The following is a 25,613-nucleotide window of genomic DNA, read 5'->3' as shown; positions in this document are numbered from 1 at the left end:
GAGAGCAAGGGAGGCATGATAAGCACTTTTTTAAGCGATCGCATAATAAAACCCCAGACTAAACGATCCCCATCATCTACTCCGAAAAATTCCTTCAACATGAAACAGGGTATATGCACCCTGAGCAGCCAGAACGACTGACTGCAATTCTGGATAGGTTAAGAAGCTCAACAATAGCAGACCAAATCCAATGGTTAAATCCTTCCGACTTCCAGAAATGTCATCAAAGAGATTGAACGAGTTCATTCCACCAAATACATTAAGCAAGTTCGCTCCTATTCTGCAAGAGGTTGGGGTTGTTTTGAGTCAACACAGATTTCTCCCCAAAGCTTTGAGGTTGTCTGCCTTGCTGTAAATGCTTGGTTGAATAGGGTTGATATTGTTTTGCAAGTGGGAAAACCGAGCTTTGTTCTGGCCAGACCACCAGGACACCACGCACTCAAAGATAAAGGGATGGGATTTTGCATTTGTGCTACCATACAACTCGTGTATGTACTTCATTCAAACGAAAATCCCAATATGTCTCACCTAACTGCAATTTAAATAAGTAAAAATCATTGATGATTACGCTATTAAAAAATAAATTATTATCAAACAGAATACATTCGCCAAGAATCAGAATTTATTCTGAATTATGTACAACTGGCGGATGAATAATCAGGTTTAAGAACCTCACAAAACAAGAAAATTTGGTGATGCAACAATTCAGTAATGGATCTAAATATCCGATTGATAACGAAGCTCCTTCTCTACGAAAGGCTTCTCTTTTAGAGACGCTAACGCGAACGCCAACGAATCCGTAAGTGTTTTGATTGTGATTTCAACAAATTTTCATTGGAATTTTAACATTGTAATCTAAGCATGTAGTTATTAGTCAGGAGTTTAGTTTCATGAATCCTAAAATCTCTGTAATTATCCCTGCTTACAATACTGAAGTTTATATTAAGAAGGCAATAGAGTCAGTCTTAGATCAAACACTCACTGAGCTTGAAGTTATCGTTGTCGATGATGCTTCAACTGATAAAACTGTAGAAGTTGCTAAAAGTTTTACCGATCAACGTCTCAAAGTGATAGTTAATCCACAAAACCTTGGGGTTTCTGCTGCGCGTAATCTTGCTATTAGAGCAGCCCAAGGAGAATGGATTGCTGTTCTTGATTCAGATGACTGGTATGCTCATGAAAGATTAGAAAAGCTTGTGTTGCTGGCAGAACAAGCAAATGCAGATATGATTGCAGACGATGTTTATTTTATCAAAGATGGTGCAACATCGCCTTGGAGTACATTGATTCAAGAAAGTGGAGAACATATAGATAAAATTCTCCAAATTGATATCGTTTATTTTGTAGAGACTGATGTCTATGGAAAAGCAGGGCTGCATCTTGGTTTAAGTAAGCCTATGTTCAAACGAGAATTTTTGGTTAAACACAGCATTGAGTACGATGAAACCCTAAGCATAGCTGAGGACTTTTGGCTTGACATGAAATGCTTAATTAATGGCGCTCGCTTTTTTCTAGTGCCAGAAGCCTATTATTTCTACCGTTCACGCTCTTTTTCTCTTGTACGTGAAAGCCGATTGAAACGTCTAAATCAATCTTGTATATCTACTTATTCTTTCATGCAGCAAAAAGTTGTGAAAAAAAATCCACCTTTAATGCGTGCTCTGTCTTATAATCTTACAGTTTACAACAGAACTTTTGCTTACTATCAAGTTTTATTGCCTCTCAAGCAAGGAAATTGGTTATTAGCATTGAGAGAACTCACGAAAAATCCGGGCTTTTTTTATGATTTTATTTCTCAATTTAACAATATTATTAAACGTCGATTTCAATACTATGTGATGGGTAATGAATTAGTTTTTGAAATGTCTTATAATCTCCAGATAAAACGAAGAAAACCAAGAGTGCATCCCAGTTTTCATTCTCCCAGCAAGCCCTAAATAAGTAAGACCAAAAGATTGTTACAGAAATATGAGGTAAGGGAGTAATTGGACACTATCGAGGGAGAATAAAGCGATCAATACCAGGTACATCCATGACTCTTGAAGAACATAAGAACATCAACAGGTCATAGAATACTTTCGTGCAATAGTGAAGATCCTGTACAAAAACGCCAATAGTGAATAAATTAAAAGCTTGGCAAAGATAGAAGAATTTTAATGGATTAATATTTGCTCGCTAAATAAAAACTGGGATGCTCCCTTTATTATTCTGGTTTTAGTTAATTTAAAAAGTCAGATCGTCCCCTTAGAATATTACAATTTTCATGAGCTAACCACAACTTCTAAGTAATCATGTTCTATTTTGCAAGTATAGGACTGTTATAATACCTATTGCATAAGCAATGATATCCTTCCAATCAAATACATTTCCAAAGGCAACAGCCAGAATCTTATATTTTTGTAATTATAAGTTATTTACAAAATTAAAATATTGAAGAATCTCGATAGTACAAGAAAAGGCAAAAACTGATAAAGCGATGATGGATGAATGGATATTTCACAAAGCTTTTACAAAACAAAAAATTAGTATAACTACTAAAACATCACCGATAAAAGGACGAATAAAACTATCATTTATAAAAATAGCAATACATACCTCTATTGAAAATAATATAAGTGTGAGGTAAAAATATCTTTTTCAAAAAGCATTTGCGGGTGTGGCAGTAAAAATAGAAAAACACTTCTTTTGCACAATTAGTGGAACATCCCATTGAAATAGTTGAGTATCAACGCCATACCTGCGTGTGTGAGTGTTGTGGAAATGTACAAACAGCCTCCTGGTCACAAGATATAATCCCAGGACAAGATTTAGGAATCTCTTTACAGGCGTTTTTAGGGTGGACGAATAATTATGCACATATGCCCTATGAAAAACAGCAAGAAATGTTATGGGAACTAGGACAAATTGATATTGGGCTAGGAACAATAGTCGCAACCAATGAACGAATTACTCAAGCAATTGAACCGAGTGTTACTGAATTGAGTTGTTGGGTAAAACAGACGCAACCTAACGTTCATATAGATGAAACACCTTGGTCAGTCAAAGGTATCAAAGAATGGTTGTGGGTAGTTGCTAATTCTGAGTTCTGTTTATTTACAGCAGCCGATACTCGCAAAGCAGCCGAATTAGAAGCAATTTTATGAACTAAATATCAAGGTGTAATCTCTTCAGATAACTATAGTGTTTACAATAGTTATCAAGTTTTTGCCCGTGCCGTAATGTTTGGCTCATCTACGTCGTCACTTCAAAAAATTAATTCAACTTCCAGGTCTTCACAACCAAGCTATTGGTGAAGCGTTTGTTAATTTAATTGATGAAGCATGAAAGAAATTACGCTCTTCGGGTTCCAGACTCTTGACTCCTTCAGTTACAACGATTGGGTTAATGAATTCAAATCTAAATTGCACTCCTCACTCAATCAGTGGATTGACCTAGCAGGAGCAAAAGCCGGCCATCTTTTACGTTCTTTGCGCGATCAAGCAAATCAATGGTGGTATTTTCTTGACAACCCTGAAGTACCTCCTGATAACAATCAGGCTGAACGTTCGCTGCGTTTGGCTGTGACAAAACGCTCATGTTAATGGTGGTTTTCGTTCGATGGAGCGGTTTCAACACACTGCTAAGAAAGTTGACGGTGGTGCAGACTTGTCGCCGTCAAGGTACGTCTGTCATTGAGTTTTTTGCTCAAGCACTGCTGGCTAATTCTAATAATTATCTGTCTCGCCCTCCCCTACTTCCTGAATATTAGATTTGAATCCTTACAGTGTTTCAGCTTTTCTTAGTGCCATTCCTCTCTTAGTTTTTACTAGCAAATAAGATGCGTTTGCCCTATTATGCTAGTGATAGCTATTTAAGCAGTGTCTAGACCAAGAAACCAGGTATTTGCTCAATAAATCGGGGCGAACTACCAGTTCAGAAACGAGTTTACGCCATTTGAGCCTTGTCACTGAGCGATTTACCCCGAATTATGGAGCGGTTACGAAACCAGTCTAAGTAGATGCTGCATTTATTTGAACTATCTATCTAGGGTTTCTTCCCGCTGGCAGGGCTACTCATAGATGACACCTCTGCCAGCGAATATCTCTGAATCAAACTTATAACCGAGGGGATTGATTGATATGGCAGACATTATTGGAGACAACACGAATAACACTCTAATTGGCACGTTTGAGAATGACGCTATCCTTGGTCAGGGCGGTGATGATAACCTCTTTGGTCGGGGCGGCAATGATGACCTCTTGGGTGGGGCTGGCAATGACTCGCTTAATGGCGAGGACGGCAATGACCTTCTCAATGGTGAGGACGGCGAGAACACCCTGCTTGGTGGGCTCGGCGATGATGTCCTCCTTGGTGGATCTGGCAATGACCTTCTCCAAGGCGAGGAGGATGACGATCAACTCCTTGGCAGAGGCGGTGACGACACCCTGCTTGGTGGGTTCGGTAATGATGCTTTCCTTGCTGGATCTGGCAATGACCTTCTCGAAGGCGGGGACGGAAATGACCGACTCGCTGGGGAAGACGGTAAAGACCAACTCTTTGGCGGGGAAGGGGTTGACACGCTCAATGGCGGGGCTGACGATGACCAGATTGATGGCGAGGATGGCAATGACAATTTGATTGGTGAGGCTGGCGATGACACCCTCCTTGGCTCTTCTGGCGATGACCGACTCGAAGGAGGGGACGGGAATGACAAAATCTTTGGTGGGACTGGCAATGATACTGCTGACTATTCAAATAGCACTGCCGGTGTCACCGTTAACCTAGCGACTGGAACTGCCAGTGGAGGGGCTGGGAATGATGTCCTATTTAATATCGAACAAGTCTTTGGTTCTGGTTTCAACGACTTTCTAATTGGCGGGCGCGGTAATGACACCTTCTTTGGTAGAGGTGGCAATGACCTGCTTGATGGTGGAGTTGGCAATGACCTGCTTGATGGCGAGGAAGGCAACGATATTGTCCGTGGTGGGGCTGGCGATGACACCTTGCGTGGTGGGACTGGCAATAACCAACTCTTGGGTGGAATTGGTGTTGATACTGCTGATTATTTCAGTGCCACTGCCGGAGTCACGATTAACCTTGCCACTGGAACCGCTACAGGGCAGGACAGGAATGATGTCCTGTTGGAGATTGAAAGATTCGTTGGTTCTAGGTTCAATGACACCCTCTTGGGCGGAGCTGGCAATGACTTCTTCCTCAGTGGTGGGGACGGGAATGACTTTGTCAATGGTGAGGCTGGTAATGACCGCCTCTTTGGCGATAACGGCAATGACACCCTTCTTGGCGGGACTAACGACGACTTTATCAATGGCGGGTACGGCGATGACTCCCTGCTTGGCGGTAGCGGCATTGACATCCTGCTTGGTGGGGCTGGCAATGACATTCTCAATGGTGAGGACGGGAGTGACACTCTCATTAGTAGAGAAGGCAATGATACCCTGCTAGGCGGCAGCGGCAATGACATTCTGCTTGGTGGGGATGGCGATGACCAACTCCAAGGTGGAGGCGGGGATGACCAACTCTTTGGTGGGACTGGCATTGATACTGCTGATTATTTAAATGCCACTGTCGGAGTCACCGTTGACCTTGGCACTGGAACTGCCAGTGGGGGAGATGGGAGTGATGTCCTGTTCAATATCGAGCAAGTCTTTGGTTCTAGTTTTAGCGACTCCCTGATTGGAGGAGGCAGCAGTGATACTCTCTTTGGCAGAGGCGGCAATGACACCTTGCTTGGTGGGGATGGCGATGACTTTCTTGATGGTCAGGAAGGTAATGACCTCGTTTTGGGCGAGGATGGGAATGACAGCCTGTTTGGCGGGGCTGGCAATGACCAAGTCGAAGGAGGAGAAGGCGATGATACCCTCCGTGGCGGGGTCGGCAATGACACTCTTCTTGGAGGGCCTGGAAATGATGTCTTCATAGGCGTTGATACTAACGGTTCTGATTCTCCTGGATTAGGGGAGGTTGATAGCCTAACTGGAGGGCCTGGAGAAGATCAGTTCTTACTTGGAGATGCTACTAATGTCTTCTATGACGATAACAACAGTGGAAGTAGTGGTTTGGCAGACTACGCTACCATCAGTGGCTTCAACTCCAACGAAGATACAATCCAGCTCAAAGGAACACTGGCAGACTATCGCTTGCAGACTGTGGGAGCCGATACAAGGGTATTTCTGGACAACTCAGGAGAGCTAGATGAACTCGTTGGTGTTGTGCAAGCATCGCCTCTGAAGCTTGATAGTGACGACTTCCTGTTCTACGAGAAAGAAGATGCTGGACAAGGGACAAACAACACACTAGCCACTGCTGAGAAGCTAGGTACTTTAACATCAGGTTCAGAAGTTAATACCTCTGCTCAACTGGCAAGACTTCCAGGGAACAATCCTGATTTCGACTTTTTCACATTTTCTTTAGCTAACCCAGGAACTGTGACTATTAGCACGCCGAATTACAATGGTACCTTTCCAGTTCTCGGCCTATTTAATAGTGCTGGGAACTTACAGAGTTCCAGTACTTCTCTATCAATCACCGCTTCACTAGGGGCAGGTACTTACTCCATTTCAGTAAGTGATTATGATTACTTCCCTCAAAATGGCGGAACTTTCAGTTCTGGCTTTTTTGACCCTGGTTCTTATACGCTAGGAGTCACTGTAGTCTAAAGACAAATGGTACTAAGAAAAGCGGAAACAGTTGCCAATTAAGAAGTTTGCAGTTGTTTACGTAATTCTTGTCGAGGTTTTGTCATGAAGGGGTAAGCTTTGGGGCGGCGTTTTTGAACTCGTGGTTCGCTGCGTGCGGGACGGTCAGTAACGACTTTGTGAACGATAATTTTGATTGTTCTGCTCATCCATCATTACTATCCGCTCAAGAAATCGGGGCGAACTACCAGTTCAGGAACGAGTTTACGCCATTTGAGCCTTGTCACTGAGCGATTTACCCCAGATTATTGAGCGGTTACCATCATTACTACCTTTTATTTGCGTAGGAACACATAAGGTAATTTCTAGCAAGAATTTAGGAGTCAGAATGTTAGAAAATTTAGTCGAACTCTTCTCAATCAATAGGCGAATTATACTGAACTGCTTTTAAATTCTGGCTTCTGACTCCTGAGTGGTGAATTCTTACAAGTCTTTAATTTTTGATAGACTCTGTTGAAAATTATATTATTACTGAGTAGGTTTCCAAATGACAATGGGATATAAAACTCTTTGTATACCAATAAACTTCTCTTAGCAACTTCTGCTTTAACGCTTTTGTGTTTTGTGCAGCCTGTAGCAACTTCTGTCTTCACGTTTGGGTGTTTCGCGCAGCCTGTAGCAACTTCCGTCTTCCCTGTAAGAGCTTCTGTCTTCACGTTTGGGTGTTTCGCGCAGCCTGTAGCAACTTCTGTCTTCACGTTTGGGTGTTTCGCGCAGCCTGTAGCAACTTCTGCCTTCACGTTTGGGTGTTTTGCGCAGCCTGTAGCAACTTCTGCCTTCACGTTATCAGAAACAGATTTGTGTTGTGTGACAATACGCTTGGGTTAAAGGTTATTGGTGTAGATAATTGGTCTTTCAAGACGCGATAAATCGCATCTCTACATCTGAATTTTGGGCTATTCGTGATAGAGATTTACTTGCACTGTAAGATTTAATCGGATAATCTGAGCAATCGAGATTGTTTTTCAAGAAAGCTAATGAACAAATTCATACTGAGTTTGCTTTCTTCTCCTGTGCTGATTAGCTCTCTTCTCTTTATGGGAGTAATGCTGAATCACGCCCAAGCGATGGAGCCAGAATCAGAAGCCAAAACCACAGACCGTCTATCTTGTATACGCAATAAACATAAAGTGGGTTTAGTATGTGCCAGGGCTTCCGTATTGGCTCAAATTCCTAACTATCAGCGTGAAATAGAATTTTCTCAAGAAGATGCTCCCATGCTGGAGTTTAATGATGAAGAAAGCAATGTGGCAATCGACTTATTTGGCTGTGATTGTCCTGCTTGTATAAATTCTTTACGTCAGATGCGCGGCGCGACACCCTTATACCAATTCTGTATGAAGATGCGCTAAACCATAAGTATAAGAAAGAAAAACGAACCGCAAAGGACGCAAAGAACACAAAGAAAGAAGTTAAAAGGGTTTGGCGCAGCCTCACAAAGAAATGGTATTAGTATATTAGAATTTTGCAAATTTATTTTTGTTTATAAGCCAATAGGGTTTAGTTAAGGCTAAAACTCTTTATCAAAGTCAACTTTTTTAACGAACCGCAGAGGCGCAGAGAAGCCAGTGCGTTGGGCGGGTTCCCCGACTTGAAGCAACTGGCGCGAAACAGAGAAAAGAGAAAAAATGCTTAACTGAACTGTATTGGTTTATAAGTAACATCCGCAAACTTTTGTGAGGGCATAACAATGTTGTGCCCTCACTGTGTCTTGTATTCAAAATAATTACGCTGGTTTTTCGACTTGCAAACCAAAGTATGTCAAAATAAGTTCGGTGGAGCCACTATTAACAACTTCGTGTACTTCTCCCGGTTCGATGGCTACACAGTTTCCCGGAAGCAGGGAGTATTCTGCACCATCAATGTTAATTACTCCTGAACCAGCTTCTACAAAGAATACTTCGCACATATCTTGATGTGCGTGTGCTGGTGCGGTTTGTCCAGGAGCAAAACGTGCTTGAGAAAAGTTAGTTAGGTGAGGTAAATCGCCGAAGCGTAACATCACCTTTTTCTTGATTTCGGCATTGTGAGAAACCGATTCTTCAGGCAAGTTTTTGAGGGAAATGGTAATCATTCGGGTCTTAAATCGTTAGATAATTCCACAATACCCCTAGACCCATCAATCCTAACTCGTTGACCATCTTGCAAGAGCCATGTAGCGCCTCGAACATCCATGACTGCGGGAATTCCATACTCACGAGCAACGATCGCACCGTGAGAAAGCCTTCCCCCAGCTTCGGCAATTAATCCTCCAGCCTTTAATAACAAAGGGGCCCAGCCGGAATCTGTATAAGGCACTACCAGAATCGTATCTCGATCGATGTCTGGCACGTCTTGTAAATTTCGCAACACCTTCACCCGACCTTCGGCTTGCCCGTGACTGGCTCCAATACCTTGTAAAATTTGATCAGAGTAAAGTTCAGAGGGAGCTAACGGGTGAGGAGGTGTATTGCCGTAGACTAAAACAGGTATTTGAATAATCTCGCTATCTTGCAGAAATTGCGATCGCCTAAATTCTACTAACTCATTTAACTGCTCTATTAAGCTGGAATCTTCATCCCCAACTAGACGCCGCACTTCATCAAAATTGAGAAAAAAGATATCGCCTGTTTGCCTAAGTAAGCCAGACTTTAACCAAATTTTCTCTAAAGCTACAAAACTCCAACGCAATTCAGCTAAAAGCCGGGAATAAACTTCGGTGACTCGTCCTTTGATATCCACGCGCCGTTGCACAAAAGAGCGTTTGCGCTTCCTAGCAAAGATACTATTAATCGCGTCTTTAGCACCTGCTTGTGGTTCGTTCCCCTGCATTAGCTGCACAAACATCTGCTTAATCATTTGGGGGTTTTCCCGCCAAGTGGGAACAGAGATATCGGTTCCCACCTCACTTAAATAGCCGTAATCTTGAAGCAATTCGTTAAATTCTTGGAGGATCTTCTCTCCTTCGGGGGTTTGCTTTAATTGTTCAAATACTTGCTGTGGCTCAAACTCAACTAATACCTGCTTGGCATCTGTAGCGATGGCACTGAGCGATCGCAATGCCGCTACCTCTGGGGTGACGCTATGATCGATTTGCCCATCTTTTACCCGAAAAATCGCCTGTCTCAGGGCAGCACTCAAGGGAGCTAAAATGCTGTAATACGTACCATGACGCAGCAACTCCAGAATAAAATCAATTCTTGCCAACAACTCCGGTGGTTCCAAGTTATCTATTTCTTCCTGCGCCAACTGCGATAACCCAGGAATGAATCGTTTGTGATAATCTTCTTTGAAGTCTTTTTCTAAACTTAATTCCCGCTTCAGCAACTTCCCTAGTCCTGGCAAATTTTCCCAAGTTGACTGCAAGGAGGGTTTACTTAATTTAGCTCCTCTGGTTAAAAATTCCAGACTTTCTGGCGGTAGTCCCATGCGAAGAAAAATATCTCCTAAGAGGGAAGCATTAAAGTAGGCTCTGGAATAATGCAGAGTTGCTGTTTTGGTGAAATCTAACCCCAAGGCGCGTTCGGCTTTGCCGTTGCCGTTCGCGGAGCGTCTCCCCCAGGAGAAGGCATCGCTTAAAACTAAAGTAAAAAATTCTCCCCAAACTCCACAAGTTAAAGGACGATTAATTGACCATGTTAAGGGGTGAATTACTCCGGGAATCACTTCAGCGGCGATTTTGCGTGTCCAGATGGGTAACAGAGTAGCGATTGGTCGAGATTGCAACACCCAAAGCGTTTGACCATCATAACTCCACTCGATATCTTGAGGAGTGCCATGATAACGTTTTTCGAGTCGGTAGGTAAGGTAAGCAACTTGTTTGATTAATGACTGTGGTATTCGTCCTTGACCTTCTAATTGTACAGAGTAGGAATTTTCTGTTTCAACGACAAAAGCGCGATATTGTTCTGGTGTGACTTTTCCCGAAACGACTTGCGTCGGGCTGCCTGGAAGGGCTTCAATAACGATCGCATCACCTTGTTGGGTAATGGGATCGCGACTGAAAGCAACGCCAGAATATACACTCTGGACTTGTTGTTGAATCAACACAGCCATTGCTGTATCATTTAAACCGCGATCGCGCCGATATTGGACAGCGTAAGGATGATTGTAGGAAGCTTGAACTTGGGCGATCGCTGACTGTAATGCCTCTGGACTAGTAACATTGACAACTGTTTCATACTGTCCAGCAGCAGAAGCGTATTCTGAATCTTCTCCAATAGCGGAGGAACGTACCACCAAGGGGGATAATTCTGATGGCTGGAGAAATTCTGTTAACAGTTCTGGATCGTCGATGGGGGCTAGTACCCATCCCTTCGGCACTGGATAGCCCCAGCGCTTAATTTGAGATAATGTCGCCGCCTTTTCTCCGACTATGGCAGCATTCAACTCTTCATCTAGAGAAACCATAGCGCGATCGCCGCGTAAAAATTCCAACATCGCTTGCGATTCTGTTTGTGCTTCTTGGGCTGGCAGTTTCATATCATCAGGAATTTTGGTATAGATCCAGCCCATTAAACCTGCTAAGGCGACAGCAGCAAATATTCTGGGAATATCGCTCAGGTGCAGAAGTGCCACAAACAAAGGAAAAAGCAGCAAAACCCCAAATTTGACTACCTTTCTTGATTGCAGAATTGTCAAACTAATACCTGCAAAGAAAGATACAAATACCGCTACTAGTGGATCGTGTACGACAAATCCCCAGACAACATTTGTCGTACCTGCTCCTCTGCCTATCCAGTATCTACCGATTACCAGAGCGATCAGGGCAACCAATTCCCAAAACGATCCCTCTGGGAAGAAAATGCGGGTGAGTAAGACTGCCGCAACTCCTTTTAAAGCTTCTGACAAGACTGCCAAAATTCCGACAATTTTACCGCCATGATAAAAGGCAGCCGATACACTAATGTTTCCTGTACCAACTTGTGATAACTGCTTCCGCTTCAGGGCGTAAGTTATCCATGCAATCAGGGGTAATCCGCCCAAAAGGGGGCAGATAATTAAAATAACGAAAACACCCCAAAGTTCAAACATTCTGGATTTTGGATTTTAGATTTAAATTTTCCATCTAAAACCTCAAATCTAAAATCTAAAGTTTTTCTGAAATTTTTGATGGTTATAAAAGAGCTTTTATCAAAAAGAATTCAGGAGTCAGGAGTCAGAATGATGGCTAGGGGATGAACACAGGGGTTTAAAAACAATGCAAATTATATGATTTAGAGGTCTACAATCAGCTAGTGGTTTGAATTCCCCAAGGAAAAGCATTCTCAATTCTGGATTCTGGATTCTGGATTCTTCTTTAATTACTAGTTGCTAAATGGACACTTGGCTAAGACGGAAACCGTTTAAGACAAGTGTCCTTCTAGACTACTAATGGTTTTAGTTTAGCGCATAGGCAGCTTGTAGCGCCCAGATGACAAGAGCAGCGATCGATCCCAGAAGCAACACGGTAGAGATAGTGACTACTTTTGGGGAATCTGCTCCCTTAAATTTCATAATTCCGCGATTTAAGTCGGACACAGCTTTGTAATCCTCTCTTGTTGGAGCATGAAATATTTGTCCGTTTTGATTGTAGTCCTTCTGTTTGCGGATGATGTTAAATTCACTTTAAAAATTTAAAAATTTAGAAGTGAGGAGTGGGAACAAGGGGACAAGGGGACAATGAAAATAACCTTGCCCAATGCCCAATGCCCAATGCCCAATCCCCCAGTATCATTGAAAAGCAACTCAGTATAAGAGGGTGTGAGTAGGTGAAAATAGCACTGAGCGTAATTTTGGCGGTGGTTGTGGGATTGTTTCTGGTAATCGAGATTGGACTGCGATCGCTGTTTGGTTTTGGTAATCCCCTGATTTATATTGGCGATGAGCAAATTGGTTATTTGTTGGCTCCTAACCAGCGTACCCGTCGTTTTGGTAATCGCATTGAAATTAATGAATATTCTATGCGAGGTAGTCCGATAAAAAAGATACCTGCACCTTCTGGGCTGCGAATTCTACTCTTAGGTGATTCTATTGCCAATGGTGGCTGGTGGACAGATCAGACTAATACAATATCTAGTTTGATGATGCGTTCTCTACCATTATCTACTAATAGTAATTTTCAGGAAATAGAAGTATTAAATGCTTCAGCAAACTCTTGGGGACCAAGGAATGAATTAGCTTATTTAGAGAAGTTTGGCACTTTTAACGCGCAAGCAGTGGTGCTATTAATTAATACCGATGATTTGTTTGCAACTCCTCCTACTTCTTTACCAGTAGGACGCGATCGCAATTATCCCGATCGTAAACCTCCTCTGGCATTAGTGGAAGTGTGGCAGCGTTATATCGTCAAGCAAAAGCCAATTCCTGAACTGCAAGCCGTACAAAATGAACCAGGCGATCGCGTGGGGATTAATCTGGAGGCGATCGCTAAAATTCAAGCCTTGACTCGCCAATCCAACAGCAAATTTCTGCTGGTGATGACTCCCTTGCTACGAGAAATTGGTGAACCAGGCCCCCGCGATTACGAAATTAAAGCACGTCAGCGCTTGAGCGATTTTACCAAAGCACAGCAAATTCACTATATAGACTTTTTACCGAATTTCAATTCAACTACCAACCCCCAAGGTTTGTTTCACGACCACATTCACCTCAACTTGCAAGGTAATAAATTTGTCAGTGAAGTTATGGAGCGATCGCTTTTGGAAATATTGGCAGATTCGTCACTTCGCCACTAATATTCGTGTTTTAGATCGAGTCAGGCTAATTAGTTTTACTTCCCGAATCTATACAGAAAGCCCAAAAGCCCCTTTCCTCTGCTCCCTGCCCCCTGCCCCCTGCCCCCTGCCCCCTGCCCCCTGCCCCCTGCCCCCTGCCCCCTGCCCCCTGCCCCCTGCCCCCTGCTCCCCTAATGATAAGTCTTTAACCGGACATGATATTAGCTAGATTTCTGAGTATCTCTAACCAAATTATTTAACTCTTCCTGCATTTGATTCTGAACTATTTCATAACAAGCATTCACATAGTTACGATCTCTAGCTGCATCTCGACCATATCTCTCAAAAGTAATTGGCTGACAGATACGAGTGTGAATCTGCACAGGTAGAGGAATATTTGGCAGAGGGCCAATAGACAAGCCCCAAGGCAAACCTAAGTAAATTGGGAAAACTCCAGGGTCTATTTGATATAACCACGGCAATCCCCACTGATGCAATTGTTTGACGAAATCATAGCAATCACATAAGACTATCAAGCTATCATGAGCGCCTACCGAGATTACAGGAATAATCGGAACTTCTTGTTTTAAAGCCAACTTGATAAAGCCCTGATGACCAGCAAAATGAATTTTATGGCGTTGGCTATGAGGACGAAACATATCATATTGTCCTCCAGGATATACCAGAACGCTAGCACCTCGATCGAAAGCCGCACTAGCCATTTTGGGATGTGCAACAATTGCTCCGAATTTCTGGGCTAATCCTGCTATTTCTGGACTGACTTTCCAAGCGGAAGGGTGCATTAGACCATACACCAAACGCTCGGTTCCAAATCTCGAAAACCAATCGTACATCATCATTATTAAATCTGGAGAAGCCATTCCCCCATTATGAGAGCCAACCAGTAGTACTTTCCCTGTTGTTGGGATGTGATGCCATCCATCAGTTTTTACTTGAAAGTAATAACGGTAAAACCATTCCCATACAGGCATGAATAATTCAATAAACTGAGCATCTCGCTGTGTTAATGACTGATGAATATTTTTCGAGAATTCTGATGTTAAGCAATTGTCAGCGCTGACAGAAATTTTCTCTACCTGTTTTGGAAATTCCATAATTAGTCGCCCATCTTCCGTCACTCTTGCAAGTATCTCTGCAACTGCTCTAAATTTCAATGCCCCAAAATTTTCTTCACTTTCTAAACAAGATCGATACAAGTCTAGGTGGTTTATTTTTATCCTGTTCATGCCACCACTCTTGGAACTCTTCAAGTAGGAAGCCATGAACTTTCGCTGTGTTAAAAAAGTCTGATAAATGATGTACAAATGCCGGAATTTCAATAAACTCTTGCTGTCTTTGAAAATTAGCTTTTGTTCCTTGATATTGCTTAAATGGATGAAGCTCACAGATAAAAAAGTATCCTCCTTTGACTAATACACGAAATGCTTCTGAAAATATCAAGCTGAGGTCTTCGATATGTTCTAGAACAAGATTACAAGTGACCAAATCAGCAGATTCATTGCGACAAGTCCATTGCTTGGTAATGTCTTCTGTAATAAACACCACATTAGCTGACCTTACTTTCTCTTTCGCCTTTTCGATCATCTGTGCTGAAAAATCGATCGCATAAACTTTCAGAGCAATTTGTGAAAGCAAAAGCGTATTTTTACCTGTGCCACAGCCAATTTCCACGGCTGATTTACACCTCAAACCCATCAAGGTTTTTCTGGTGACGATTCGATCCAGATCGCGCGTCAGATTTTCGTCAGCATCGTATGTAGCTGACCAATTATCGTATGCTGATTGAATACTCATATAGCTTCATTTTGCCGAGCAAAGGGTATCATACATATTCATCATTTCTATCTCATCGTGCGATCGCACAGTGCAAGCGTCAGTGCTGCTGCAAGTGCCGCTATTGTCCGAACGTGGTTCCAAAACGTCCAATTAGTCAGGTATTTAGCCCATAGGTTCGCGCCTTCAGTGCTATCCGGTTTGGCGATCGCTAACGCATCATTCAGCGGCACATTGAACGCGATCGTCACTAGAACGGTACCAATGAGATACAGGAGGCTACCGACAAGCAAGTAGGCAGCGCCAGGTTGATGCCACTTTAACACCGAGGAAACCGCTAGAAAGATGCAAGCCACAGCCGTTCCGAAGAGTGCCAACATGAACAACGGATTGATTGCGGTGATATTGATGGATTGCATGGCAGCAATGCCCTCCTTTGGCTGGAGTCGTGCAAGGGCATTCATCACGAAAGTCGAGAAGGCAAAGAAGACGCCAGCTACCAGCCCGCAGCCTAGTGCTGTCAAAAGGGTCAAAGGGAAGCGCAAATTGTTAACAATTACCATAAAGCCTCCTGTTAATTACTGCCCAACGCCTCATTTGTGCATGGTGTTATATCATATCCACTTGATTACTTAATTAGACCCAAAGAACCCCAAAGACCTTGCAAGAAGGGGTGCAATTGTGGAATCATAACTAATTATTCGGACATGATGTTATTTTATTTGCTGTTGCTCTCATAGCCACTTTTGTTACTCCGTTGCGACGCAAGCAGTTTGTTTTACGAGCGATCGCACTGCCTCAACAATGTATTTACAAGCTTTTGCATCTACGCTCCACAGACGACATTACTGTAAATTTGAAACAAATATCTTGGCTGTATAGTTTGGCAAGTCAGTGACTAAACCATCCTCTCCAGATTTCACTTCTTGATTACTAAGCCAATCTCGCCAATACTCAGCAGTTGGGAAGTCTGAAAGTTTATATTGATTTAAATTTTGGTTGGAGAAATTTGCCACGACAACGACATGAGAATTATGCTCATCCCAACGGGTGTAAGCCAGCACTTTCTCATTTGCATTTTCGTAGAAAAACTTAATATTGTCACTTTGCAAAGCTGGAGTTTGCTTGTGTAAAGCAATCAGCTTTTGATAATACTCAAATAAATCATGATTCTGGTCGCTTGACAACAAAGACCAATTAATCTTGCGCGGCTTAGTCACATCTTCACTTTTTTGCTGGTATTCGCCAAACTCCTCTCCCATCCACAGCATCGGTACACCCATCGCTGTCATTAACAGAGCAGCTGCTAACTTGGCTCGTTCAAATGCAGCTGCGTCAAAGATGCCGCAATCGCCTAATTCTCGTAATACACGTTCGCGATCGTGGGTTGCTAAATAATTGATCGTATTGGTAGCGATCGCATAACCCTGCTGTTTGGGATCTAAAATCTGCTTGAGTTGTTCTAATTCAAATGATTTACCACAAATATATGGAATTATAAAGTAGCGAAAACTTTCATGCCAACAAGCATCTAATGGGCCATCTGGCTTGACTACAGTCTTTGTATCGGGAATGTGTTCAGCAATGCTGTAAAACTGTTTGGGTTCAGCATGGTTTTTCGCTTCCTTAGTCAGCCAGTTGAGAAATTCAAAGTTAGCCAATTGCCGCACTGCATCAAAGCGAATTCCATCAATGTGATACTCCTGAATCCAAAATTTTACCACATCGCCGATGTATTCCCATGCAGGTTTAATATTTAAGTTTTTGTCGTAATTATCATAGTTAAACTCTGGTCCCCAGTAATTATCTGGGTCTTCAGGATAATGCTTGTGTTCGTAGTACCAGTAATTTCGATCAATTAGTATTAAAGGGCATTCTTCATCTGTGTGATTATAAATTCCATCCATAAAAACGCGAATGCCTCTACCATGACACTCGTCAATCAACCGCTTTAAATCTTCTGTTGAACCGTAACTAGATTCTGTAGCAAAGAAGTGGCGAACTTTATAGCCCCAGTTATAATCACCTGGGTACTCATTAACTGGCATTAATTCAATTGCATTAATTCCCAATTCGCAAAGATAATCTAACTTAGCAATTATCCCTAAATATTTGCCTCGCTTGTTAGAGTCAACTTCATCACTAGTAAAATCGGCAACGTGCATTTCATATATGACTAATTCCCGGTTATCAGGCAACGGTATTTCATCGTGTTGCCAAAGGTAAGTATCAACAATGCGTTGTCCATCTTGAATACGTACTATGCCGTATTTTTCCGTTTCATTAACATCTGTCGCTTTGGGATCAATGATATTTATCCATTCATCAGGGGCAAAATTTGGGCTTTTGGTTTGAATGCGAAATTTATATTGATAAACGCCGTCTTCCAGTTTAATTTTAGTGCGAAAATACCCATCTTCAACTTTTGACATTGGAATTTCTTTCCAATCTGAAAAAGACCCAATTAAAGCTGCTCCTTTGTTGCGAGGAGCAAATAATGTAAATTCAGTTAAATTTGCCATTTTCACATTTTTAAATTTTAGCTAATTACAGTCACTAAAATTATTGTGTAATACAAAAGGATTTGCAGCTTCCTTCTTAAGTATTATCAATATTTTCCTAATGTGCTAGACTTCAACCCAGATATTGCGATCGTTATGATTCTTAGGGGTGCAATGACTATCTAAATTATCACTAATTATGCGGACATGAGATGAGAGTTTTGCTCAATTCTCTCTGGGATTTTGTTCTCAAAACCTATTCCACGCATTTTGGGATTAAATGTCTATTGAAAGACACTAAACGCAGTAACTTTTCCTGGCATCACATTACTCTATCTACTGGCTGATTTTAAAATACCTATCCTTAAAAGGTGGATAGTGGGAAGCAGGGAAGGAGAATTAATGACAAATGACAAATGACCAATGACCAATGACCAATGACTATTTACCAATATCTTCATTCCAAAGTTCAGGGTTAGTTTCAATAAACTCACTCATCATTTGTTCGCATTCGTCAAGATTAAGATCGATTACTTCCACACCGTGAGATACCATAAATTCTTTAGCACCAGGAAAAGTTCTGGATTCTCCAGCGATGACTTTTTTAATGCCAAATTGTACCATTGCCCCAGCGCACAGGTAACACGGCATTAAAGTTGAATAGAGTGTTGTACCTCTGTAGCTGCCAACTCTCCCAGCATTGCGGAGACAATCGATTTCGGCATGGGTGACAGGATCGGCGTCTTGCACACGTTTATTGTGTCCTCTGCCAAGAATTTTGCCATCCTTGACCAGAACCGAACCAATAGGAATTCCACCTTCTTGTCTGCCTTGTTTTGCTTCTTGAATAGCAGCTTCCATAAACTTGTCCATATAATTCTCCTTTTATGACAAAACAACTAGTATTAATGGATCACGATGGCGGTGTAGATGATTATCTGGCAACTATGCTGCTGTTGACGATGGATAATATTGAACTTCTTGGTGTTGTCGTCACTCCAGCAGATTGCTACATTCAACCAGCTGTTAGCGCCACACGTAAAATTATAGATTTGATGGGATTTTCTCATATCCCGGTAGCAGAAAGCACTGTGCGCGGTATCAATCCATTTCCTACTCTCTATCGCCGTGATTCGTTTATCGTTGACCATCTCCCCATTCTCAATCAAAGCGAAACCATTGCTACGCCTCTGGTTGTCGAAACAGGTCAAGATTTTATGATCGAGGTGTTGCGCGAGGCATCAGACCCCGTAACGTTGATGGTAACTGGGCCGTTAACGACGGTTGCAGTGGCTTTGGATAAAGCACCAGATATTGAAGCGAAGATTCACAAAATTGTGTGGATGGGGGGTGCGTTGAATGTTGGCGGTAATGTGGAAAAAAGTTTAGAAGCTGGACAAGATGGTTCTGCCGAATGGAATGTTTATTGGGACGCAATTTCAGCAGCGCGGGTATGGCAAACCCAAATTGAAATTATTATGTGTCCTTTGGATTTGACTAATAATGTCCCAGTCACATCACAATTAGTAAAAGAAATGGGACGACAACGCCACTATCCCATCTGTGATTTAGCCGGACAATGTTATGCACTAGTTATTCCCCAAGATTATTATTTTTGGGATGTGTTGGCAACGGCCTATTTGGGACATCCAGAATTTTATCAATTGCGCGAATGGGAAACAGAAGTTATCACCACTGGTCTTAGTCAGGGGCGTACTAAAGTAGTTCCTGGTGGTCGGAAAATTTATGCAATGGATAAGGTAGATAAAGAGGCTTTTTATGCTTATATCTTGCAGCAATGGGCAAGATAAAAAAGTGAAAAATTAGGTGGCGTGGATACTCCAACTTGCCACCGAAAACTAACGACTAAGCTCACCGAACGCAGACAACCTCTGCAACTCAACTGACCATATTGGGTCATTCCGGTGCAGAGACTTTTTTGGGTGTGGTGTTACTTAATAATGAGGATTACTCATAGCGTGCCTTTTTAGATTTAATCACCTCAATGACATCATCGTGTCTTTGCCCCTCGATAATATCCTTGAGATGAATTTGCCCATTAATATATTGAACGTGGATACGCCAACCTGAGACTTTATCGATATCAGCACGATAAATTGCCTGTTTCACACCTTTTACTTTGTGCAGCCTCGTTTTTGGAAATTTTCTTGTTCTGTGACACTCGTTATCTTCAAGCTCTGTCAAAGCTTCAAGAAAAGCAATCTTTAGCTCGTCATCTGGCAAAATCTTCATAGCTTGATAAATAATGCCGTATTCATCACACAGAGTAAGGGTTTGTGCCATAAACCAACTTACGAAATCCGGGCAGTTTCTTGATTGTGGTGGAGTAATTCTTGATACAAAGACTCTGCCACACTTTTATATGCCTTATCGAGGTCATCGTGTTTGACCACTCGAAAAAGAGTAAAAATAACTTGCCCAAAAATTGGATCTTCGTCAACTGTCAAAATCACCCTTAGTTTCTGCGAAACCCTTAGCGTGTACAGCGAAGATTCATAGCCATTAATATCTGACGGTAGAGGAAGACGACGTAACTTACGATAAACGTCAGCATTTTTAGTTGGGAAGAGGCTGGCGCAATCATTAATTTTTTTAACCGTTGCGGCTTTTCCCTCTTCACTCAGCCTGCCAAGATCCTTTTCAAAGCTTCTTGTTGACTCAATTAGAACATCCACGTTACAAACCGCCAATTTGAATTTAGCTACTTGCGCTCCGTCCTTAGCATAGTAACAGTTATATACAGAAAAATTCTGTACATCATCCTTACGAGGACATTATATGGAAACTTTATTAATATTATTCTATGCTCAAACATCCAATAAAAGTTGCTGTAAAAGCTTCACGATCCAATTCGTGTCAAGTATTTTTTTAACAGAAAAGAGGTATAATAATTATTAATAATTAATAAAATTTAAACCTAAGAAGAGAGCCGCTACAGTTCCGGCAATAGAAATTTCTCCCTGAATAATTTTATTTAAAACTGATTCTACAGGAATAAATACAACTTCAATTTCTTCTGTAATATCTAGTTGTTGCTCTCCAACTTTGCTCACATTCTCTGCTAAAAATAAATGTATTTGATTAGTATCTTTACTCGGCTTATCGTATAGAGTTCCGATTTTTCTAAATTCTTGGGGAATATAACCAGTCTCTTCTCTTAGTTCTCTAATTGCTGCTACTTCGGCAGTCTCTTGTGTGGGATCGAAATTACCTGCTGGCAGTTCTAAGAAAAATTCACCTACGGCGTGTCTATATTGCCGCACAAAAATAATTTCTCTATTATTAGTGATAGGTAAAATCATTGCAACGTCAGGCTTAATACTGACAAAATAATCATCTATAATTTTCCCATTCGGTAATTCTATTTCATCTTGCCTCACCTGACACCAAGGATTATCTAAAACCATTTTTGATTTCAAAATTTTCCATTTTTTTAAGGTGTTCATAAATTAAGTAACAAATAAAATGTATGTATAAAAACTTCGCAATGAATGTAAAAAAGTATAACAGATGCATCCAATAATTTAAATTTTGAACTTACACTGACTTTGGCAATATCATAATATGTAAAATAAGTATGCAAATAAATGTAAATTTATTTACAGTAAATAAAAGATTTCCGTTGACTATTAGTCGAGGTACAACGGCACAGACAACAAATGTATGGGTGAGGATTTCACAAGATGATATCGAAGGCTGGGGGGAAGCATCACCATTTGGTGTAGGTAATCATCGGCAATCAACTGATGCAATCAAAGACGCTCTAGAGCAAGTTGTGCCTTTGTTGCAAACATTCAGCCCCTTACAACGTCAAGAAATTGAGCAAGTTTTAATACAAAACCAGGTTCCTTCTGCTGCAAGAGCTGCCTTAGATATGGGAATGCACGACTGGTTGGGTAAGCGCGTAGGATTACCCTTGTGGCAAATTTGGGGACTTGATCGCAATCAAATAGTACCGACTTCAGTCACAATTGGAATTAATTCACCTGAAGGCGCTAGGGCGAGGGCGCGAGACTGGTTACAATTTACAGATGTCCGCCTTTTTAAGGTGAAACTAGGTAGCCCAAATGGCATAGATGCAGATAAAAAAATGCTCTTAGCGGTGCGAGAAGAAGCACCATTACTAGAATTTTTTGTTGATGCTAACGGTGGCTGGAGTTTAGAAGATGCGATCGCTATGTGCAATTGGCTAGCTGATTTAGGTATAAAGTATGTAGAACAGCCATTACCACGGGGAGAAGAAAAAAGTTTAGCAAAACTCAAAGAACACTCTCCCCTGCCCATCTTTGTTGATGAAAGTTGTTTCACCAGCACCGATATTCCCGATTTGGCAAATTACGTGGATGGCATTAATATCAAACTAATGAAATCAGGGGGGCTAACAGAGGCAATGCGAATGGTACATACAGCACGAGCATATCGGTTGCAAGTAATGTTCGGTTGCTATTCTGACAGTTCGCTAGCTAATACAGCAGCATTACAGCTAGCACCACTAGCTGATTATTTAGATTTAGACAGTCACCTTAACTTAATTGATGACCCTTTTACGGGTGCATTGCTAAAAGAAGGAAAAGTTTTGCCAAACGATTTACCAGGTTTGGGAGTACAACACAGTGCGTCTACCACTTAATCAACGAGTAGCTATCTTGCTGCATGAGGGAATTAGCGGGCATCACGGCAAAACAGGGCTAGCAATTTTACGTTACAGTGAAGCCCCAATTGTAGCCGTAATCGATCGCGAGTGTGCTGGCAAATCCCTACCAGAATTAACAGGTATCAAGCGTGATGTGCCAATTGTGGCATCGGTAGCCGCAGCCTTAGAGTACAAACCAGAAGTTTTGGTAATTGGCATTGCCCCAGGAGGTGGTGCTGTACCAGATGATTACTGGCTGGAAATCAAAGACGCTCTAGAAGCGGGAATGTCGCTGGTGAATGGTTTACATACACCAATGGCAAGCATACCGGAATTAAATGCACTGCTCAAACCAGGGCAACTAATTTGGGATGTGCGAAAAGAGCCGTCTAATATCAGTGTTGCTAGTGGAATGGCACGTACCCTTCCGTGTCGGCGGGTGTTGACAGTGGGAACCGACATGGCGATTGGTAAAATGTCAACTAGTCTAGAGTTACATTGGGCGTCAAAACTGCGGGGCTGGAGTTCTAAATTCCTCGCCACAGGGCAAACTGGGGTGATGTTAGAAGGAGACGGCGTGGCTTTAGATGCCGTGCGGGTAGATTTTGCCGCCGGTGCTGTGGAACAGATTGTTATGCGCTATGGCAAAAACTACGACATCTTGCATATTGAAGGACAAGGTTCGCTGCTACACCCTGGTTCAACGGCAACTCTACCTTTAATCCGTGGTTCGCAACCAACCCAACTGCTGTTAGTACATCGGGCGGGACAAGTTCATGTACGCAATCATCCCCATGTCATAATTCCACCTTTACCAGAGGTGATTCGGCTTTATGAAACTGTTGCTAATGCTGGTGGTGCTTTTGGAAGTGTTTCTGTAGTGGGTATAGCACTGAACACAGCCCATTTAGATGAGTCTGCGGCTCAGGAAAGCATCGCTCAAACAATAGCAGAAACGGGGCTACCTTGCACCGATGTAGTCCGCTTTGATGCCAATCTGCTTTTGGATGCGGTGATGAATAATTAGTTGCTGTAGAATGCTTTAACCCTGACCAGTTTTGAATTTTAAATTCCCTGAACGCGAACAGCGTCTCTAAGAGTTGGGCTGACTGCTACGCTAAACTTATAGCAATGAGACACTTGTTGCCATGTCTGTCGCCCAAGATTTAGAATCCCCAGAAAATGTTATATTTCCCCCAGGGGATTTATATAGTGACGAACCGCCTTTGGAAACTGACTTGCATCGGTTGCAAATGACACTGCTCATCCAATGTTTGGAGTGGCTGTGGCCAAATCGCAAAGATTTTTATGCATCGGGTAATCTCACCATCTACTACAGTCCACACCAGCGCAAATCAGAAAATTTCCGGGGGCCAGATTTTTTTGTCGTACTGGGGACTGAACGCAAACCCCGTAAAAGTTGGGTTGTCTGGGAAGAAGATGGCAAATATCCCAATGTAATTATAGAAATTATCTCGGATAGCACAGGCGACACTGATAAAGGCTTAAAAAAACAAATTTACCAAGATATATTTCGCACACCAGATTACTTCTGGTTTGACCCAGAAACGTTAGAATTTTCAGGGTTCCATTTGCTGGATGGTGAATATCAACCGCTAGAACAAAATCCCCAAGGCTGGTTATGGAGTCAACAGCTAGGTTTATATTTAGGGGTTGTTCAAGAAAAATTACGCTTTTACACTCGTGAAGGAGAACTGATTCCCACACCGGAAGAAGTGGCACAACACCAGAAACAACGTAGCGATCGCTTGGCAGCAAAACTGCGAGAATTAAATATAGATCCAGATACCATTTAACTTGTACGCTGTCTTACTTGTGCCTGTTGACCCTCACTCTTAATAAAGGGCGCTCATGTCAGAACTCTTTGCTACTACTGGAACTATAGCCGCGATCGCCACTGCTGTTGTCCCCCAACAGGGTAGTGTTGGCATTGTGCGGGTGTCTGGTTCTCAAGCAATGACAATCGCCCAAAGTCTCTTTTACGCACCAGGGCGACAAGTTTGGGAAAGTCACCGGATTCTCTACGGTTACATTCGCCATCCCCAGACGCAACAAATGGTGGATGAAGCCCTGTTGTTAATTATGAAAGCACCTCGTTCTTACACCCGTGAAGATGTTGTAGAATTCCATTGCCACGGGGGAATTATGGCAGTGCAGCAGGTATTACAACTGTGTTTGGAAAATGGGGCCAGACTAGCGCAACCGGGAGAATTTACTCTCCGTGCCTTTTTGAATGGACGATTGGATTTAACTCAAGCCGAAGGTATTGCTGATTTAGTGGGAGCTAAATCGCCCCAAGCTGCTCAAAGTGCCTTAGCTGGTTTACAAGGAAAATTAGCTCATCCGATTCGGCAGTTACGCGCTAACTGTTTGGATATCTTGGCAGAAATTGAAGCTCGAATTGATTTTGAGGAAGACCTTCCGCCGTTGGATGATAAAGCAATTATATCAGCAATCGATAAAATTGCCGCAGAAATAACTAGGTTATTGGAAACCAAAGACAAAGGTGAGTTGCTACGCACTGGTTTAAAAGTGGCAATTGTCGGGCGTCCGAATGTGGGTAAGTCGAGTTTATTGAACGCTTGGAGCCGGAGCGATCGCGCCATTGTAACTGATTTACCTGGTACAACCCGCGATATCGTCGAATCTCAGTTAGTGGTTGGGGGAATACCCGTACAAGTATTAGATACAGCGGGGATTCGGGAAACAACAGACCAAGTCGAAAAAATTGGCGTCGAGCGATCGCGTCGTGCCGCCAATGCAGCTGATTTAGTCTTGCTTACCATCGATGCTTCCGCAGGTTGGACACAAGGCGATGAAGAAATTTACCAAAAGGTACAACACCGTCCGTTGATTATAGTTATTAACAAAATCGATTTAGTAGAAGAAAGCGATAGGGAAAACCTTCAATCCCAAATTCCAGTTGCGCTAGAAATGCATCAAATGTGCGACCCAAAATCTACAATTGTCACAGCCGCAGCCCAAAATCAAGGTATCGATACTTTAGAAACAGCAATTTTAGAGATAGTTCAATCGGGAAAAGTGCAAGCGGCTGATATGGATTTAGCTATTAACCAAAGGCAGGCAGCAGCCTTAACTCAAGCTAAAATATCTTTGGAACAAGTACAAGCAACAATTGTTCAGCAGTTACCTCTTGATTTTTGGACAATTGACTTACGGGGGGCGATTCAAGCTTTGGGAGAAATTACCGGAGAAGAAGTAACAGAATCAGTTTTAGAGAGGATTTTTAGTAAGTTCTGTATCGGGAAATAAA

At 42.2% G+C, this 25,613-nt stretch carries 23 protein-coding genes and 1 pseudogene; 11 read left to right on the top strand and 13 right to left on the bottom strand.

Annotation, left to right across the window (positions count from 1 at the left end):
- Nucleotides 1–72 precede the first annotated feature (72 nt).
- Entirely contained in the window at nucleotides 73–246 is a 174-nt protein-coding gene (locus V7K41_RS13375) for a hypothetical protein (protein ID WP_334848802.1), read from the bottom strand.
- Between V7K41_RS13375 and V7K41_RS32860 the strand changes: the two genes are divergently transcribed.
- From V7K41_RS32860 to V7K41_RS13355, 4 genes and pseudogenes are all read left to right on the top strand, one after another.
- Complete coding sequence (locus V7K41_RS32860) at nucleotides 199–543, top strand: hypothetical protein (RefSeq protein WP_442943185.1); 345 nt, start codon at nucleotides 199–201, stop codon at nucleotides 541–543. The two genes, V7K41_RS13375 and V7K41_RS32860, sit on opposite strands and share 48 nt — an antisense overlap.
- A 347-nt stretch (nucleotides 544–890) precedes the next feature.
- Entirely contained in the window at nucleotides 891–1,937 is a 1,047-nt protein-coding gene (locus V7K41_RS13365) for a glycosyltransferase family 2 protein (protein ID WP_334848798.1), read from the top strand.
- A gap of 692 nt (nucleotides 1,938–2,629) precedes the next feature.
- Nucleotides 2,630–3,748 (top strand): annotated as a pseudogene (gene tnpC / locus V7K41_RS13360) (IS66 family transposase); the annotation flags it as partial.
- A gap of 370 nt (nucleotides 3,749–4,118) precedes the next feature.
- Nucleotides 4,119–6,656, top strand: coding sequence for a calcium-binding protein (locus tag V7K41_RS13355; RefSeq protein ID WP_334848796.1), 2,538 nt, complete (start codon nucleotides 4,119–4,121; stop codon nucleotides 6,654–6,656).
- A gap of 38 nt (nucleotides 6,657–6,694) precedes the next feature.
- On the opposite strand, the gene V7K41_RS13350 is transcribed toward V7K41_RS13355, so the two are convergent.
- Nucleotides 6,695–6,844, bottom strand: coding sequence for a hypothetical protein (locus tag V7K41_RS13350; protein ID WP_334848842.1), 150 nt, complete (start codon nucleotides 6,842–6,844; stop codon nucleotides 6,695–6,697).
- Nucleotides 6,845–7,672: 828 nt separating this feature from the next.
- Between V7K41_RS13350 and V7K41_RS13345 the strand changes: the two genes are divergently transcribed.
- Nucleotides 7,673–8,047 carry a hypothetical protein gene (locus V7K41_RS13345; protein WP_334848795.1) on the top strand — a complete coding sequence of 125 codons (375 nt, stop codon included), beginning with the start codon at nucleotides 7,673–7,675 and terminating at the stop codon, nucleotides 8,045–8,047.
- Between the two features lie 374 nt (nucleotides 8,048–8,421).
- On the opposite strand, the gene V7K41_RS13340 is transcribed toward V7K41_RS13345, so the two are convergent.
- From V7K41_RS13340 to V7K41_RS13330, 3 genes are all read right to left on the bottom strand, one after another.
- A complete protein-coding gene (locus V7K41_RS13340; protein ID WP_334848793.1) occupies nucleotides 8,422–8,769 on the bottom strand; it encodes a cupin domain-containing protein in 348 nt (115 codons plus the stop codon).
- A complete protein-coding gene (locus tag V7K41_RS13335) occupies nucleotides 8,766–11,708 on the bottom strand; it encodes a glycerol-3-phosphate acyltransferase (protein ID WP_334848791.1) in 2,943 nt (980 codons plus the stop codon). The genes V7K41_RS13340 and V7K41_RS13335 overlap by 4 nt, the downstream gene beginning before the upstream one ends.
- 345 nt (nucleotides 11,709–12,053) lie before the next feature.
- Nucleotides 12,054–12,194, bottom strand: a complete 141-nt coding sequence (locus V7K41_RS13330) for a hypothetical protein (protein WP_190240958.1) — start codon at nucleotides 12,192–12,194, stop codon at nucleotides 12,054–12,056.
- A 230-nt stretch (nucleotides 12,195–12,424) separates the two neighbouring features.
- Here V7K41_RS13330 and V7K41_RS13325 point away from each other — a divergent pair, with 230 nt between their 5' ends.
- Complete coding sequence (locus V7K41_RS13325; RefSeq protein ID WP_334848789.1) at nucleotides 12,425–13,390, top strand: SGNH/GDSL hydrolase family protein; 966 nt, start codon at nucleotides 12,425–12,427, stop codon at nucleotides 13,388–13,390.
- 200 nt (nucleotides 13,391–13,590) lie between these two features.
- On the opposite strand, the gene V7K41_RS13320 is transcribed toward V7K41_RS13325, so the two are convergent.
- From V7K41_RS13320 to V7K41_RS13300, 5 genes are all read right to left on the bottom strand, one after another.
- Nucleotides 13,591–14,586, bottom strand: coding sequence for a lysophospholipid acyltransferase family protein (locus V7K41_RS13320; protein ID WP_334848786.1), 996 nt, complete (start codon nucleotides 14,584–14,586; stop codon nucleotides 13,591–13,593).
- Nucleotides 14,561–15,184: a class I SAM-dependent methyltransferase gene (locus tag V7K41_RS13315; RefSeq protein ID WP_334848784.1), complete on the bottom strand. Its 624-nt coding sequence runs from the start codon at nucleotides 15,182–15,184 to the stop codon at nucleotides 14,561–14,563. The genes V7K41_RS13320 and V7K41_RS13315 overlap by 26 nt, the downstream gene beginning before the upstream one ends.
- A gap of 47 nt (nucleotides 15,185–15,231) precedes the next feature.
- On the bottom strand, nucleotides 15,232–15,582 hold the full coding sequence (locus V7K41_RS13310; RefSeq protein WP_334848783.1) for an anthrone oxygenase family protein: 351 nt from the start codon (nucleotides 15,580–15,582) through the stop codon (nucleotides 15,232–15,234).
- A gap of 426 nt (nucleotides 15,583–16,008) precedes the next feature.
- Nucleotides 16,009–17,685 carry an alpha-amylase family glycosyl hydrolase gene (locus V7K41_RS13305; RefSeq protein WP_334848781.1) on the bottom strand — a complete coding sequence of 559 codons (1,677 nt, stop codon included), beginning with the start codon at nucleotides 17,683–17,685 and terminating at the stop codon, nucleotides 16,009–16,011.
- Nucleotides 17,686–18,105: 420 nt separating this feature from the next.
- Nucleotides 18,106–18,537, bottom strand: coding sequence for a nucleoside deaminase (locus tag V7K41_RS13300; RefSeq protein WP_334848780.1), 432 nt, complete (start codon nucleotides 18,535–18,537; stop codon nucleotides 18,106–18,108).
- Between the two features lie 14 nt (nucleotides 18,538–18,551).
- Between V7K41_RS13300 and V7K41_RS13295 the strand changes: the two genes are divergently transcribed.
- The gene (locus V7K41_RS13295; RefSeq protein ID WP_334848778.1) at nucleotides 18,552–19,475 is read left to right on the top strand and encodes a nucleoside hydrolase; all 924 of its coding nucleotides are present in this window, start codon (nucleotides 18,552–18,554) and stop codon (nucleotides 19,473–19,475) included.
- A gap of 157 nt (nucleotides 19,476–19,632) precedes the next feature.
- On the opposite strand, the gene V7K41_RS13290 is transcribed toward V7K41_RS13295, so the two are convergent.
- The 3 genes from V7K41_RS13290 to V7K41_RS13280 form a co-directional block, all read right to left on the bottom strand.
- Nucleotides 19,633–19,968 (bottom strand): hypothetical protein, encoded by a 336-nt coding sequence (locus tag V7K41_RS13290; RefSeq protein WP_334848777.1) that lies wholly within the window; start codon nucleotides 19,966–19,968, stop codon nucleotides 19,633–19,635.
- An 8-nt stretch (nucleotides 19,969–19,976) separates the two neighbouring features.
- Nucleotides 19,977–20,360 carry a hypothetical protein gene (locus V7K41_RS13285; RefSeq protein ID WP_334848776.1) on the bottom strand — a complete coding sequence of 128 codons (384 nt, stop codon included), beginning with the start codon at nucleotides 20,358–20,360 and terminating at the stop codon, nucleotides 19,977–19,979.
- A gap of 219 nt (nucleotides 20,361–20,579) precedes the next feature.
- The gene (locus V7K41_RS13280) at nucleotides 20,580–21,131 is read right to left on the bottom strand and encodes an NUDIX hydrolase (RefSeq protein ID WP_334848774.1); all 552 of its coding nucleotides are present in this window, start codon (nucleotides 21,129–21,131) and stop codon (nucleotides 20,580–20,582) included.
- 131 nt (nucleotides 21,132–21,262) lie between these two features.
- Between V7K41_RS13280 and V7K41_RS13275 the strand changes: the two genes are divergently transcribed.
- The 4 genes from V7K41_RS13275 (at nucleotide 21,263) to mnmE (ending at nucleotide 25,612) form a co-directional block, all read left to right on the top strand.
- Nucleotides 21,263–22,315, top strand: coding sequence for a dipeptide epimerase (locus V7K41_RS13275; RefSeq protein WP_334848772.1), 1,053 nt, complete (start codon nucleotides 21,263–21,265; stop codon nucleotides 22,313–22,315).
- Nucleotides 22,299–23,345 (top strand): DUF1611 domain-containing protein, encoded by a 1,047-nt coding sequence (locus tag V7K41_RS13270; protein ID WP_334848771.1) that lies wholly within the window; start codon nucleotides 22,299–22,301, stop codon nucleotides 23,343–23,345. The genes V7K41_RS13275 and V7K41_RS13270 overlap by 17 nt, the downstream gene beginning before the upstream one ends.
- 121 nt (nucleotides 23,346–23,466) lie before the next feature.
- Complete coding sequence (locus V7K41_RS13265) at nucleotides 23,467–24,135, top strand: Uma2 family endonuclease (RefSeq protein ID WP_334848769.1); 669 nt, start codon at nucleotides 23,467–23,469, stop codon at nucleotides 24,133–24,135.
- 55 nt (nucleotides 24,136–24,190) lie between these two features.
- Nucleotides 24,191–25,612: a tRNA uridine-5-carboxymethylaminomethyl(34) synthesis GTPase MnmE gene (gene mnmE, locus V7K41_RS13260; protein ID WP_334848767.1), complete on the top strand. Its 1,422-nt coding sequence runs from the start codon at nucleotides 24,191–24,193 to the stop codon at nucleotides 25,610–25,612.
- Nucleotide 25,613: the final 1 nt, after the last annotated feature.

It is taken from the genome of Nostoc sp. (assembly GCF_036917415.1).
Taxonomy (GTDB): Bacteria; Cyanobacteriota; Cyanobacteriia; order Cyanobacteriales; family Nostocaceae; genus Nostoc.
This window is presented reverse-complemented; position numbering and strand designations above follow the sequence as displayed.

What these genes read in the sequence shown, in the direction of transcription:
- V7K41_RS13265 (WP_334848769.1), top strand. Translation starts at nt 23,467, where the DNA reads ATGTCTGTCGCCCAAGATTTAGAATCCCCAGAAAATGTTATATTTCCC.
- V7K41_RS13305 (WP_334848781.1), bottom strand. Translation starts at nt 17,685, where the DNA reads ATGGCAAATTTAACTGAATTTACATTATTTGCTCCTCGCAACAAAGGA.
- V7K41_RS13275 (WP_334848772.1), top strand. Translation starts at nt 21,263, where the DNA reads ATGCAAATAAATGTAAATTTATTTACAGTAAATAAAAGATTTCCGTTG.
- V7K41_RS13340 (WP_334848793.1), bottom strand. Translation starts at nt 8,769, where the DNA reads ATGATTACCATTTCCCTCAAAAACTTGCCTGAAGAATCGGTTTCTCAC.
- mnmE (WP_334848767.1), top strand. Translation starts at nt 24,191, where the DNA reads ATGTCAGAACTCTTTGCTACTACTGGAACTATAGCCGCGATCGCCACT.
- V7K41_RS13345 (WP_334848795.1), top strand. Translation starts at nt 7,673, where the DNA reads ATGAACAAATTCATACTGAGTTTGCTTTCTTCTCCTGTGCTGATTAGC.
- V7K41_RS13365 (WP_334848798.1), top strand. Translation starts at nt 891, where the DNA reads ATGAATCCTAAAATCTCTGTAATTATCCCTGCTTACAATACTGAAGTT.
- V7K41_RS13310 (WP_334848783.1), bottom strand. Translation starts at nt 15,582, where the DNA reads ATGCAATCCATCAATATCACCGCAATCAATCCGTTGTTCATGTTGGCA.
- V7K41_RS13295 (WP_334848778.1), top strand. Translation starts at nt 18,552, where the DNA reads ATGACAAAACAACTAGTATTAATGGATCACGATGGCGGTGTAGATGAT.
- V7K41_RS13300 (WP_334848780.1), bottom strand. Translation starts at nt 18,537, where the DNA reads ATGGACAAGTTTATGGAAGCTGCTATTCAAGAAGCAAAACAAGGCAGA.
- V7K41_RS13350 (WP_334848842.1), bottom strand. Translation starts at nt 6,844, where the DNA reads ATGAGCAGAACAATCAAAATTATCGTTCACAAAGTCGTTACTGACCGT.
- V7K41_RS13280 (WP_334848774.1), bottom strand. Translation starts at nt 21,131, where the DNA reads ATGAACACCTTAAAAAAATGGAAAATTTTGAAATCAAAAATGGTTTTA.
- V7K41_RS13355 (WP_334848796.1), top strand. Translation starts at nt 4,119, where the DNA reads ATGGCAGACATTATTGGAGACAACACGAATAACACTCTAATTGGCACG.
- V7K41_RS13315 (WP_334848784.1), bottom strand. Translation starts at nt 15,184, where the DNA reads ATGAGTATTCAATCAGCATACGATAATTGGTCAGCTACATACGATGCT.
- V7K41_RS13290 (WP_334848777.1), bottom strand. Translation starts at nt 19,968, where the DNA reads ATGGCACAAACCCTTACTCTGTGTGATGAATACGGCATTATTTATCAA.
- V7K41_RS13375 (WP_334848802.1), bottom strand. Translation starts at nt 246, where the DNA reads ATGAACTCGTTCAATCTCTTTGATGACATTTCTGGAAGTCGGAAGGAT.
- V7K41_RS13335 (WP_334848791.1), bottom strand. Translation starts at nt 11,708, where the DNA reads ATGTTTGAACTTTGGGGTGTTTTCGTTATTTTAATTATCTGCCCCCTT.